The organism is uncultured Parasphingopyxis sp., assembly GCF_937129435.1.
GTDB lineage: Bacteria > Pseudomonadota > Alphaproteobacteria > Sphingomonadales > Sphingomonadaceae > Parasphingopyxis.
Window position 1 is genome coordinate 1 of record NZ_CAKZNF010000039.1, and the last position, 11712, is coordinate 11712.

Annotated in this window: 11 protein-coding genes and 1 rRNA gene; 10 read left to right on the plus strand and 2 right to left on the minus strand. The window is 64.3% G+C overall.

Features of this window, described 5'->3' with window-relative positions:
• The 6 genes from hisS to Q0139_RS07805 form a co-directional block, all read left to right on the plus strand.
• A partial coding sequence (gene hisS / locus Q0139_RS07780; protein WP_298019801.1) for a histidine--tRNA ligase occupies positions 1-892 on the plus strand: 892 nt, incomplete at its 5' end.
• Positions 889-1959 (plus strand): peptide chain release factor 1, encoded by a 1071-nt coding sequence (gene prfA / locus Q0139_RS07785; protein ID WP_298019803.1) that lies wholly within the window; start codon positions 889-891, stop codon positions 1957-1959. The genes hisS and prfA, both read left to right, overlap by 4 nt.
• A 57-nt stretch (positions 1960-2016) precedes the next feature.
• Positions 2017-2877, plus strand: coding sequence for a peptide chain release factor N(5)-glutamine methyltransferase (gene prmC, locus Q0139_RS07790; RefSeq protein ID WP_298019805.1), 861 nt, complete (start codon positions 2017-2019; stop codon positions 2875-2877).
• A 272-nt stretch (positions 2878-3149) separates the two neighbouring features.
• Positions 3150-3755, plus strand: a complete 606-nt coding sequence (locus Q0139_RS07795; RefSeq protein WP_298019807.1) for a DUF4167 domain-containing protein — start codon at positions 3150-3152, stop codon at positions 3753-3755.
• An 82-nt stretch (positions 3756-3837) separates the two neighbouring features.
• Positions 3838-5265: a DUF4139 domain-containing protein gene (locus tag Q0139_RS07800; protein ID WP_298019809.1), complete on the plus strand. Its 1428-nt coding sequence runs from the start codon at positions 3838-3840 to the stop codon at positions 5263-5265.
• Between the two features lie 19 nt (positions 5266-5284).
• A complete protein-coding gene (locus Q0139_RS07805; RefSeq protein WP_298019811.1) occupies positions 5285-6832 on the plus strand; it encodes a hypothetical protein in 1548 nt (515 codons plus the stop codon).
• Positions 6833-6838: 6 nt separating this feature from the next.
• Here Q0139_RS07805 and Q0139_RS07810 read toward each other — a convergent pair whose 3' ends face one another.
• On the minus strand, positions 6839-7144 hold the full coding sequence (locus tag Q0139_RS07810; RefSeq protein ID WP_298019813.1) for a hypothetical protein: 306 nt from the start codon (positions 7142-7144) through the stop codon (positions 6839-6841).
• Positions 7145-7292: 148 nt separating this feature from the next.
• Here Q0139_RS07810 and Q0139_RS07815 point away from each other — a divergent pair, with 148 nt between their 5' ends.
• The 3 genes from Q0139_RS07815 (at position 7293) to Q0139_RS07825 (ending at position 9425) form a co-directional block, all read left to right on the plus strand.
• Positions 7293-7607, plus strand: coding sequence for a hypothetical protein (locus Q0139_RS07815; protein ID WP_298019815.1), 315 nt, complete (start codon positions 7293-7295; stop codon positions 7605-7607).
• Positions 7608-7684: 77 nt separating this feature from the next.
• Entirely contained in the window at positions 7685-8926 is a 1242-nt protein-coding gene (locus Q0139_RS07820) for an adenylate/guanylate cyclase domain-containing protein (RefSeq protein ID WP_298019821.1), read from the plus strand.
• Positions 8927-8999: 73 nt separating this feature from the next.
• The gene (locus Q0139_RS07825) at positions 9000-9425 is read left to right on the plus strand and encodes a CBS domain-containing protein (RefSeq protein ID WP_298019817.1); all 426 of its coding nucleotides are present in this window, start codon (positions 9000-9002) and stop codon (positions 9423-9425) included.
• A gap of 6 nt (positions 9426-9431) precedes the next feature.
• Here Q0139_RS07825 and Q0139_RS07830 read toward each other — a convergent pair whose 3' ends face one another.
• Positions 9432-10931, minus strand: coding sequence for a lipopolysaccharide biosynthesis protein (locus Q0139_RS07830; RefSeq protein WP_298019819.1), 1500 nt, complete (start codon positions 10929-10931; stop codon positions 9432-9434).
• Positions 10932-11398: 467 nt separating this feature from the next.
• Between Q0139_RS07830 and Q0139_RS07835 the strand changes: the two genes are divergently transcribed.
• Positions 11399-11712: ribosomal RNA gene (locus tag Q0139_RS07835) — 16S ribosomal RNA — on the plus strand; the annotation flags it as partial.

Genomic DNA, 11712 nt, shown 5'->3' on the forward strand with positions numbered 1-11712 from the left:
CGTGATGGCGGACCAGCTGCTGCACGAACTCGGCGTGGCGGATGGCGTGACGCTGCAGCTCAACACCCTCGGCGACAGCGAAACTCGTGAGGCATGGCGGCACGCGCTGGTCGCGCATTTCGAGGCGCATCGCGGAGAGCTTTCGGAGGACAGCCAGGACCGGCTGGAGCGCAACCCGCTCCGGATCCTCGACAGCAAGGATCTGCGCGACCGGCCCATCGCCGACGCCGCGCCGTCGATCGACGATGTGATGAGCGACGAAGCCGGGGCGTTCTTCGAAAAGGTGACGGCAGGCCTCGATGCGGCCGGCGTGAGATGGGAGCGCAATGCGCGGCTCGTTCGCGGCCTCGACTATTATCGCCACACGGCGTTCGAGTTCGTCACCGACCGTCTCGGCGCGCAGGGCACGGTGCTCGGCGGAGGGCGCTATGACGGCCTGATCGAAACGCTTGGTGGGCCTGAGACACCGGCGGTCGGCTGGGCGGCCGGGATCGAACGGTTGGCGATGCTGTGCGAAAAGGCTCCGGATGTATCGCCCTTCGTCGCGCTCGTTCCCCTGGGCGAGGAGGCGGAAGAGGCGGCGACGAAAATGCTCGGTGAAATCCGCCGAGCCGGCATCGCGGCTGCGATGGAGTTCAAGGGCAACATGAAGAAGCGCATGGCCAAGGCGGACGCATCGGGCGCGCGCTATGCCATTATCATCGGCAGCGACGAGCTGCAAAAGAGGGTTGCCTCGATGAAGTCCATGCGGACGGGCGATCAGAAGGCGTTGCCGATGTCCCATCTGGCGGATCGGATCGAAGCGCAGCGCGCGGCAGATATGTACGACTATCGAAAGCCGACGCGCCAGGACGATAACGGCAATCCCATCGCAGCGATATTCGACGAATGACCACCATCTCCCCCGACCGCATCGATGCCATCCTCGCCCGGCAGCAAGACCTGCAGGGGCAGATGGCCGCTGGCGATCTTGCGCCCGACAAGTTCGTCGAGCTGTCCAAGGAATATGCCGAACTCGAGCCCGTGGCCGAGGCGGCGAAGGAATTGCGGCGGTTGCGGACCGAGCTCGCCGCGCTCGACGAAATGCTCGCCGATCCCGAGATGCGCGAAATGGCGGAGGCTGAGGCGGATGAGCTGAAGGCCGCGATTCCCGAGGCCGAACGCGCGCTGGCGGTGAAGCTGCTGCCCAAGGACAGTGCCGACGAACGCCCGGCGATGCTTGAGGTCCGCGCCGGAACGGGCGGCGACGAGGCGGCGCTGTTCGCGGGCGATTTGCTGCGCATGTACCAGCGCTATGCCGAGGAACAGGGCTGGGGGTTCGAGCTGATCTCGGCCAACAGCTCGGACGCGGGCGGCTACAAGGAGGCCGTTGCCAACGTCACGGGGCGCGGCGTGTTCGCCAAGCTGAAATTCGAGGGCGGGGTGCACCGTGTCCAGCGCGTGCCGGTCACCGAAAGCGGCGGCCGGATCCATACCTCCGCGGCGACGGTCGCCGTGCTGCCCGAACCCGAAGAGGTCGATATTCAGATCGCCGACAACGACCTGCGCATCGATGTCTATCGCTCTTCCGGCCCAGGTGGCCAGTCGGTCAACACGACCGACAGCGCGGTCCGGATCACCCATATCCCCACCGGCATCGTCGTCACCCAGCAGGACGAAAAGTCGCAGCACAAGAACCGCGAAAAGGCGATGAAGGTGCTTCGCGCGCGGCTCTACGAGCATGAACGCGCGATCGCAGAGGCCGAATATGCCGGTGTGCGAAAGTCGATGGTCGGCTCGGGCGATCGTTCCGAGCGCATCCGCACCTATAATTTCCCGCAGGGGCGCGTGACCGATCACCGGATCAACCTGACGCTGCACGCACTGCCGCAGATCCTCGAAGGCCAGCTCGACGATCTTGTCGGCGCGCTGATTTCGGAGGACGAGGCCGAACGGCTCGCGCATCTGGATGAGCAATAGTCCCCCTCCCGCTTGCGGGAGGGGCTAGGGGTGGGCCCGCCCCTGTCGGCAGAGGCTGTGCCCACCCCCGACCCCTCCCGCAAGCGGGAGGGGAGAACCGTTCGTGAGGCGATCGCCGCCGCGACGACCCGCCTGAACGCCACCAGCGAAACGCCCCGTCTCGATGCCGAATTGCTGGCAGCGCACCTCCTCGGCATCGGGCGTGAGGCGATGCTGCTGGGGCGGCTCGATGATATGATCGGCAAGACGGAATTCGACGCCCTTGTCGCCCGGCGCGCGGGCGGTGAGCCGATGGCCTACATCCTCGGACATCGCGAATTCTGGAGCCTCGATCTTGCCGTCGGGCCGGGCGTACTCGTCCCGCGGCCCGACAGCGAGACACTGATCGAAACGGCGCGCGCCCATTTTGCGGGGAAAGCGGGCCCGGAATCGGTTCTCGATCTGGGCACGGGGTCCGGCGCCCTGCTTCTGGCGGCGTTGTGGGAATGGCCCGATGCGCGCGGCATCGGCATCGACCGGTCCGACACAGCGCTGGTCTGGGCGAAGCGCAATGCCGACGTGCTGGGCTTTGCGACCAGAGCCACGTTTCGCCTCGGCGACTGGGCGGACGGTCTTGAAGGCCCGTTCGATCTTGTCCTGTGCAATCCGCCCTATGTCGAGACCGGGGCCGATCTGCCGCGCGACGTGCGTGATCACGAACCCGCCGAGGCGCTTTTCGCTGGAGAAGACGGGCTGGACGAATATCGCCGGATCGCGCGCGCTCTTGGCCCGCTATTGTCGCAAAACGGCATCGCCTGCATCGAAATCGGCGCCTCCCAGGCCGATCGGGTGGCACGGCTCTTGTCCGCGCAAGGGCTGAGAACGCGCCTTTTCCGGGATTTGGCGGGGCGAGACCGTTGCCTGCTTGTCCACAGCTAATGCCTCCCTCTTGCCACATTTGGGCTTGCATTCGCCCATGCGCTCCGCATATGGCTAGGGACGGAACGAGGGTTCCGACAGCCCAACAGCGTTGACCCCCTCTTCCGAAGCAAGCTCCTTTGTCGTGCCGCTGATGTCCGGCGGCGCTGTCAGGAACCGGCTTTGCCGGTCCGCAAATGGGAAGCTCTATCCGGGCGACTGGCGAGAACCGGTCGGAAACCGCGCGCGGGGCGCGTCAATTCGGGATTTGGGACTGAGGAATATTAGCCTTGATGAACAATCGTAGTTCGGGCCGCCGTCGCGGCCGCAGCAGCCGTACGCCCAATCGGGGGCCGAACGACGGCAACCGCCAGAATTCGCGCAATCCCGGCAACGCCCACCAGCTTTGCGAAAAATACAAGAATATGGCCCGCGACGCGCACCAGCAGGGCGACCGGGTGATGAATGAATATTATCTGCAGTTCGCGGATCACTATTTCCGCATCCTCGCCGAAGCGAACAACCGCAAGGAAGAGCAGCAGCGCGAGCGCGAAGAAACGAAAAAGCCCAGGGCCGAAAAGGATGACGGCGCCGACGAACGCGCCGACGAGAGTCAGGACGATGGCCGCAAGCGCAGCAGCCGCGGTTCGCCGAAGAATGACGACACGGCGGAAGCGGAAGACAAGCCCAAGCGGCGCGGCCGCCCGCCCAAGAAGGAGCAGGCGAACGGCGCGGCCGATGACGGGCATTCCAATGGTGCCGAAACGATCGAGGCCGACCGGCTCCCCGGTGCGATCTCGATCGGCGGAGACGATGCCGGCGAAGACAAGCCGAAGCGCAAGTCTCCCTCGCGTTCGCGCCCAGCCAAATCCGGTGACGACGACGCCGCGGCGGCGTAAGCCGGGACGGCACCCTTTAAATTGCGCTTTGCGGCGCGGCTGTTAGACCTTTGTTCCTGATCGACGGGAGCGGAGGCGAGCGATGGTATTTATCGGGCGGCGGATGATGTTCGGGGCGGCCTGCGCACTGCTGGCGGCATCGGCACAGACCGGCGCGTCGGCGCAGACGGGCGGGTCGGCACAGGGCGACGTCTCGGTCACCATCTATAACAACAATCTGGCGCTGGTGCAGGACCAGCGGACGATCACGCTCCCGGCCGGACGCACGCGGCAGGAGTTTCCCGACGTCTCGGCACAGATCAGGCCGGAGACGGTGACGCTGGGCGGCAGCGGCATCGCGATCGTCGAACAGAATTTCGATTACGACCTGCTCTCGCCCGATGCGCTGATGGAAAATGCGGTCGGCGAGATGATCACGATCGTCCGCTTCAATCCCGCTACCGGCACCGAAAGCCGCGAACGCGCCCGCGTGCTCGCGGTGAACGGCGGGGTGGTGCTGGAGATCAACGGCCGGATCGAGGTGCTGCGCGACGACGGCCGTCCGGCACGCGTCGTTTTCGATACCATCCCCTCCAATTTGCGCGCCCGGCCGACGCTGTCGGTGACGCTGGACAGCAACCAGGCCGGACGCCGCCCGCTGACGCTCAGCTATCTGACGCCGGGGCTTGGCTGGAATGCCGATTATGTCGCGCTCTACGACCAGGCGAGCGGGACGATCGATGTGCAGGGCTGGGTCACGCTGCGCAACACGACGGGCACGACCTTCGACAATGCCGAAACGCTGCTCGTTGCCGGATCGGTCAACCAGGGCGGCAATTCGGGCCGCGCCTATCGCGGCGGGCCCGGCACCTCGCCGATAACGCGCCCCGGCACGCAGACGGCGGACCGCGAACAGCTCGGCGATTTCTACCTCTATCCGCTGGCGCAGCGCACGACGATCGCCGACCGGCAGACCAAGCAGGTCAATTTCCTCGACGTGCAGGGCGCGCGAGCGTCGAACGATTATGCCTTCCGCGTCGATTCGTTCCGGAGCGCCGATGCCGCCAACGCCAACAGCGTATTGCGCTTTTCTTCGAGCAGCGAAGGCGGGCTCGGCGATGCGCTGCCCGCGGGAACGGTCCGTGTCTATATGCGCGACGCGCGCGGGGATCCGCAGTTCATCGGCGAGAATGCGATCCCGCACACGCCGATGGGGTCCGAACTTGCCATCGTGACAGGCCAGGCGTTCGACGTGAATGTCGCGACGACGGTCGAGGAACGCACGCTCGTGAGGCCCTCCGGTCCGCGCATCTGGCGGACGCGGATGCGTTACACGCTCACCAATGCGCGCGACGAAGCGGTACGCGTGCAGCTCGATCAGATGCAGATTCCCTGGTGGTGGCCGGACACCCGAATCATCCAGGAAAGCCAGGCGAGCGAACGGATCGCTGCCGAGGGTGTGCGCTGGCTGGTCGATGTGCCCGCCAATGGCGAAACTGCCGTCACGGCAACCTTCGAAACGCGCTACTGATCGAAGCGGCGAACCGGCGATGCGCCTGCTGATCCTTCTGGTCCTCGCGGCATTCGCTGCCGCGCCGGCGGGCGCGCAGGTGATCGTGTCGGACGGGCCGGACGATGTGTCGGTGACACTTTACCGCGATCCCGGTCGCGGGGCGGGCGGGGCGATCAACCTCAACAATCTGCGCGGCTTCGCCCTGATCACCGAGACGCGGACGATCAGCCTGCCGCAAGGCCCGGCGACGATCCGCTTCGAGGGCGTGGCGGAGGGCATCGTCCCCGTCAGCGCGATCGTCACCGGGCTCCCCGGCGGCACGATCCAGCGCAATCGCGACGCCCGGCTGCTCTCGCCCGCCTCGCTCGTCGACGGATCGCTCGGCAACCGCGTCACCATCCGCCGCGCCGATTCGGAAACCGGTGCGATGCGCGAACAGGACGCGATCATCCGCGTCGGCCCGAATAACGGCGTGATCTTCGAGACCGCCGAGGGCATCGAGGCACTGCGCTGTTCGGGGCTGCCCGAGACACTGGTGTTCGACGGCGTACCGGAGGGCCTGTCCGCGCGGCCGACGCTGTCGGTCGAAACGGTCAGCCCGCAGGCAGGCACGGCGACGGTGACGCTCTCCTATCTCGCCTCGGGCTTCGACTGGACCGCGCATTATGTTGCCGATCTGACGGAGGATGGGGAAGAATTGCGCCTGTTTGCCTGGCTGACGCTGGCCAACAGCAACCCGCAAAGCTTCGCCGATGCGAATGTGCAGGCCGTGGCGGGCACGCTCAACCGCGAGGCCGACAGCGATATCGCCGATGCGTATCAGCAATTGCAGCTGCGGCTGACATGCTGGCCGATGGATACGACGGCGACATATCCGGGCTGGAACGTCGATCGTTCGGCCTATCCGCCGCCAGCGCCGCTGGCCAGGATGGCCGATAGCGGGGCTATCGTCGTCACGGGAGCGCGCGGCCGCGCCGACGAACTGCAAAGCGTCGCGGGACTCGTCGCGGTTCAGGAGGAACTGGGCGATCTCAAACTCTATCGTATCCCCGAAACCGTTACTGTCGCTGCCAATGCGCAGAAGCAGGTGGCGCTGCTGGTCCAGCCTGCCGTGCAGTTCGAACAATTCTATTCCGGCCAATTCGTGCGATCCCCGGGCGAGGTCGAGCCGGTGCCACTCTACATCACCTTCCGGACCGAAAATGAGGAGGCCGAGGGGCTGGGTGTCCCCCTCCCGTCTGGCACCGTCACGATCTTTACCGAAGCCGCCGGTCGCAGGCTCCCCGTTTCGGAAAGCGAGATCGCGGACCGGGCGGTGGGGCAGGATGTCGAGATCTCCGTGGCGCCGAGCAGCCAGGTGATGCTCGCGACCCGCTATACAGGCGATGGCGAGACCGACGGATGGGAACTCACCGTCACCAACGCCAATCCACGTGCGGCCGAAATCGAACTCGATCTGGGGCCGGGCGAAGCCGATATCCGGACCAGCGGACCGGGCCGCGTCCGGGTCCGTGAGGGACGGCGCATCTGGTTTGTCAGCGTGCCCGCCAATGGCGAGCGGAAGCTGGAGGTCGGCCCTTTCTGAGCCGCCTCAATCGCCGCGCGATTCGAAAATTTCCCGGCTCGCCCGGTCGGCATCCTCGTCATGGCCGGTGCCCGAGCTTAGGAAAATCAGCCCCATCAGTGCGGCCGAGGTGAAGATGGTCAGCCCGACGCCGAAGGCCAGCGCGAGCGCAAGCGGCAGGGTCAGGCCGTTGCCGAACCAGTGCATCCATCCAAGCGCGATTCCCGCCGCGCCGATCGATGGCAGGATCATCCATGCCAGGATGCGGCGATACCGCCTCCATGCGAAGCGCGCATAGTCGGGATCGTCGAGGCCGGAGGGCTGGTCGTTCATCATTTCCATTTGGCCAAGGTCGGGAGGGCGATCAAGCCCTGCGCCACGCCTGCGACCCGCATATCCCAGCCGGCAGTAAATTCCATTTACTTCTGCCAGTATTTGGCAGACCAACAACCGTATTGCGACTCGGGGAGGAAAATAGATCATGGCAACACAATCGACTTCGACGGCATCGATCAGCTGGTTCGACAATAACGGCCAGTTGCATATCCGCGTCTATTCGAGCGACGGCGAGACGGTGACCGAACGGTGTGCGGACGGCAATGGCTGGACGACCGGATCTTTCAGTGCACCGGGCAGCGCCGTTTCGGCGACGTGCTGGTGGCAGGAAAATGTGGGCGTCCATATGCGCGTCTATTGTTCGGCGATCGACAGCAGCACCGAGGAATATACGACGACCGAATGGTGCAACGATCCCGGCAATTCCGACTGGACCAAGGGTAGCTATACGCCCGGCTGATCGATGCGAAGGGCGGCGCGATTGACGCTCTGTCCGGGCCGGCTCATGTAGCCCCGGCAAGGGGGTGGCGATTGGCTGTGCTGGCGCGGTTCGAAACCGAAAGCGAAGAAAGGGCCTATGTGCGGTCCGAGCGGGCGCGGCGGCGCTTCGCGACGCGTATGCTCGTGCTGATCGGGATCGGCGGCTTCATGGTCATGGCCGCGCTCAATCCGATCTTCTTTCCGGCCGAAGCGCTTGTCGCGCACAATTTCATCTCGATGACGATGATCGTCGCGCTCGGCATCGCCTATTATTTCATCGGGACCGATTATTATCTGCGCTGGCCCTGGCTCGACCTGCTGATGTTCGTCGCCAATTCGATCGGTTCCATCCTGATCATGCAGGGGCTGGCCTCGACCGAGGAGACGACCGGCACGACCTTTCTCGGCACCGCCGTCATCTATATCGGCGTCATCCTCGTCTATGGCAGCATCGCTTTCGTCGCCAATGTCAGGCTCTTTCTCCTCTGGGCAGGGTCGCTGATGACCGCCTATATCGTCTATGTGATCGCCGCGCCGATCCCCGTCTTCCCGAAGGTCTATCTGATCACCAACGCGATGTTCTTCTTCGTATTCGCGATCTTCGTGAACTGGGAGGGGGATCGCCGGGCAAGGTTGATTTTCACCGGCGCCCGGGCGCTGGAGGCCGAGCAGGAGAAAACCGAGGAACTCCTCTACAACGTCCTGCCGCAAAAGGTCGCGCAGCGGTTGCGCCAGGGCGAGGTGGTCGCCGATTCCTTCACCGACGTTACCGTGATCTTCGTCGATATCGTCGGTTTTTCGGTGCTCGCGCAGACGCTGTCGCCGGGCCGGCTGGTCAAGACGCTCAACCGCTTCTTCATGATCGCCGATGCCTGCGCGACCCGGCACGGGGTCGAGAAGGTGAAAACGATCGGCGACGCGTATCTCGCGGTCTCGGGCGGCACGGCTTCCACCGATCAGGGCGCCAAGGCCGCTCTCGCCTTTGCGCGTGAGCTGATTGTCGAGATGCGCGAGACGGCCGGTGAGACGGGGATCGATGTGCAGGTCCGCGTCGGTATTCATACCGGCCCGGTGGTGGGCGGCGTGGTGGGCACAAGCCGGCTCGCCTACGACTATTGGGGCGACACGATGAACATCGCGAGCCGGATCGAGGGCGTGGCCGAACCCAATGGAATCGCCGTGTCGGCGGCGACCTATTATGAATGCGAAGAGCCGCTGGCGTTCGACGAGGGCGAGGCGATCACGCTGAAGGGCGTTGGCGACACGATGGTCTATCGATATCGGCCGCACGCCTCGTGACTGACACGGCTTTGCGTTTGCGGGCAAAAAGCGTCATGATCGCGCCACGCCAACCGGGACGGGGAGTCGCGCCATGACCGTCAGCATCATTCTCGAAAACAAGGGCCATGACACGGTCACGGCGAAGCCGGACATGACGGTGGCGGAGGTCATCACGCTGCTGTCCGATCGCCGGATCGGCGCGGTGCCTGTGGTCGAGGGTTTGAAGGTCGTCGGCATCATGTCCGAACGCGACGTGATCTATTGCCTGAACAAGCATGGCGGCGAGGCGCTGTCGCTGACCGTGGCGGACGCGATGACGGCGCCGCCGATTACGGTCGAGCCGACGCAGAGCATCCTGGGTGCGCTCGGCCTGATGACCCGCCGCCGCGTCCGCCATCTGCCCGTTGTCGAGCGCGACAAGCTGGTCGGTTTCGTGTCGATCGGCGATCTGGTGAAGCACCGGATCGACCGCATCGAAGCCGACGCGCAGGCGATGCGCGATTATATCGCGCAATAATCGCTCTCAGCCGAAGGCCGGCTCCCGATGCCGGACGAGCTGCCAGAGCTCGGCGACCAGATCGCGCGCGAACAGCCAGAGCAGGGCGCCGTAGCTGACGATGCCCGTTGCCACCAGCCAGCCCAGGCGGCTGGCCGGCGTCATCACCGGCAGTTGCGAATCGACCCCGATGACGATCCCCGCCATGGCCAGCGATGCCGCAAGGCTGGGCAGGATGGCGAGCAGCAGGTCCGTCAGCTTCAGTTCGAACGCCGGCATCGAAAAGATCATCGTGACCGCAGTCAGGATCGGGAAGGCGAAGATCCAGGCCCAGGCCATGCCGATGATCCCGAACTGCGCGCCGATGACGAAACCGGTCGCCATGATCGCGGCGCCCGCCATGTTGACGCGAGTCGCGATCCAAGGCTTGCCACTCGAATTGGTCGCCGGCGCAAAGAGAATCTGCAATGTCATGAACGGCATCGCCATCGCCAGCAGATGAACGATCGGGATGGTTTCGAGCCATTGTTCGCCGAGTATCGTCGCGATCAGTGGCTCGGCGGTAATCGCCAGGCCGAAGTAGAAAGGCAGCGCGATCGTCATGATCAGCCGCGCGGCATTGGCGAAGGCCGGCGCGATCGGCTTCTCCTCGCGGTGCATCCGCGAATAGGCGGCGAACGCGACGTCGTTGAGCGGCGGCACGAATTTCGACACCAGGATCTGCACGAGGAACAATGAGGTGGTGTAGAGACCGAGCAGATGCACATCGAAAGCGCGTCCGGCGATGAACACATCGGACTGGCTTTGCAGGAACCAGAAGATCTGCGTCACGGTCAGCGCGCCGCCGAAGCCGATCATCGCGCCCGCGCCCTTGAACCGGAAGCTGGGCCAGATCAGCGAGCGCGCGGCGTAGGTCAGCCCCGCCGCCTTCACCGCGAACAGCACGATCGGCGCATAGACGAGCGTCCATACGCCGAAGCCGAGCAGCGCCAGCGTCAACGCCGTCGCCGCACCGGCGATCGAGGCGGCAAGATTCGCAAAGGCCTGTTTGCGATATTCGAGCTCGCGACTCAGCAGCGCGAAGGGGAGCGCGATGAATGGCGTCGTCAGATGCAACAGCACCTGGACGCGCAGCAGCGTGGCGACTTCCGGCTCGCGGAAATAGGCGGCCGCCAAAGGCGCCAGCATCAACTGCGCCGCCGCCAGGCCGAGGCTCAGCAAGATCAGCACGCCGAACACCTGCCGGATGTCTTCCCGCGTGATCTCTTCGCGTTGGATCAGCGAGCTGGCGAATCCGAATCCCTCGAACAGGCCGAGGAAGACGACGACCATCGTCGCCATCGCAAACAGGCCGTAGTCGGCCGGGTCGAGCATGCGGATGACGAGGAAGGTTGCCGCCCAGGCAATCATTTGCGCGACGATCTGGCTTCCCGAACGCCAGAACACGGCCGAGCGCACGCGGGCGCGCAGCGAGCCTTCGGTGCCGCGCGATTGTCCCGCGGCCGGTGGGGTTTCGGGTTCGATCATCGTTGTGTCAGCACCTAGCGCAACTATGGTGTAGGAGGCGTAAACCCGGGCCGCCGAAACGACCGCAAAAAAATTGAAACAAAATTTCGTTTGGGTGTTGACCGAATCCTACGCCCCGCATATATGCCCTCTCACCGACGCGGCGACGCGCTCTTGCGAGCCCACTGACGCCTCGGTCGCCAACAAAGCCAGGACAGCAAGTCCCCCGGAACGATTAAGAATCGGGGAGATTGGTTGTCCGTCTTTTGTTGTCGGCTCTTTGACATTGTTAGTTTGAATGAAGGGACATGTGGGCGGCGGCGCCCGGTCCGGGGAACTCAAGGCCCCGGTAACCGGTTTCAATTAGCCGTTCCTACTTGTCTCATTCACGTATCCATTACGTAATTAAGATTTGTGCAGGAACGGCTCCCGAGAGACGGTCTTGAACGTGCGCGGACTCACGTCACGTGGCGTACTTGATCGGACATCAACTTGAGAGTTTGATCCTGGCTCAGAACGAACGCTGGCGGCAGGCCTAACACATGCAAGTCGAACGAGACCTTCGGGTCTAGTGGCGCACGGGTGCGTAACGCGTGGGAATTTGCCCTTGGGTGCGGAATAACTCTCCGAAAGGAGTGCTAATACCGCATAATGACTCCGGTCCAAAGATTTATCGCCCAAGGATAAGCCCGCGTAGGATTAGCTTGTTGGTGAGGTAAAGGCTCACCAAGGCGACGATCTTTAGCTGGTCTGAGAGGATGATCAGCCACACTGGGACTGAGACACGGCCCAGACTCCTACG

Excerpts from the sequence above, each read along its gene's own strand:
- Q0139_RS07800 (WP_298019809.1), top strand. The coding sequence starts at position 3,838 with ATGGTATTTATCGGGCGGCGGATGATGTTCGGGGCGGCCTGCGCACTG.
- Q0139_RS07830 (WP_298019819.1), bottom strand. The coding sequence starts at position 10,931 with ATGATCGAACCCGAAACCCCACCGGCCGCGGGACAATCGCGCGGCACC.
- prfA (WP_298019803.1), top strand. The coding sequence starts at position 889 with ATGACCACCATCTCCCCCGACCGCATCGATGCCATCCTCGCCCGGCAG.
- Q0139_RS07825 (WP_298019817.1), top strand. The coding sequence starts at position 9,000 with ATGACCGTCAGCATCATTCTCGAAAACAAGGGCCATGACACGGTCACG.
- Q0139_RS07810 (WP_298019813.1), bottom strand. The coding sequence starts at position 7,144 with ATGAACGACCAGCCCTCCGGCCTCGACGATCCCGACTATGCGCGCTTC.
- Q0139_RS07815 (WP_298019815.1), top strand. The coding sequence starts at position 7,293 with ATGGCAACACAATCGACTTCGACGGCATCGATCAGCTGGTTCGACAAT.
- Q0139_RS07795 (WP_298019807.1), top strand. The coding sequence starts at position 3,150 with ATGAACAATCGTAGTTCGGGCCGCCGTCGCGGCCGCAGCAGCCGTACG.
- Q0139_RS07805 (WP_298019811.1), top strand. The coding sequence starts at position 5,285 with ATGCGCCTGCTGATCCTTCTGGTCCTCGCGGCATTCGCTGCCGCGCCG.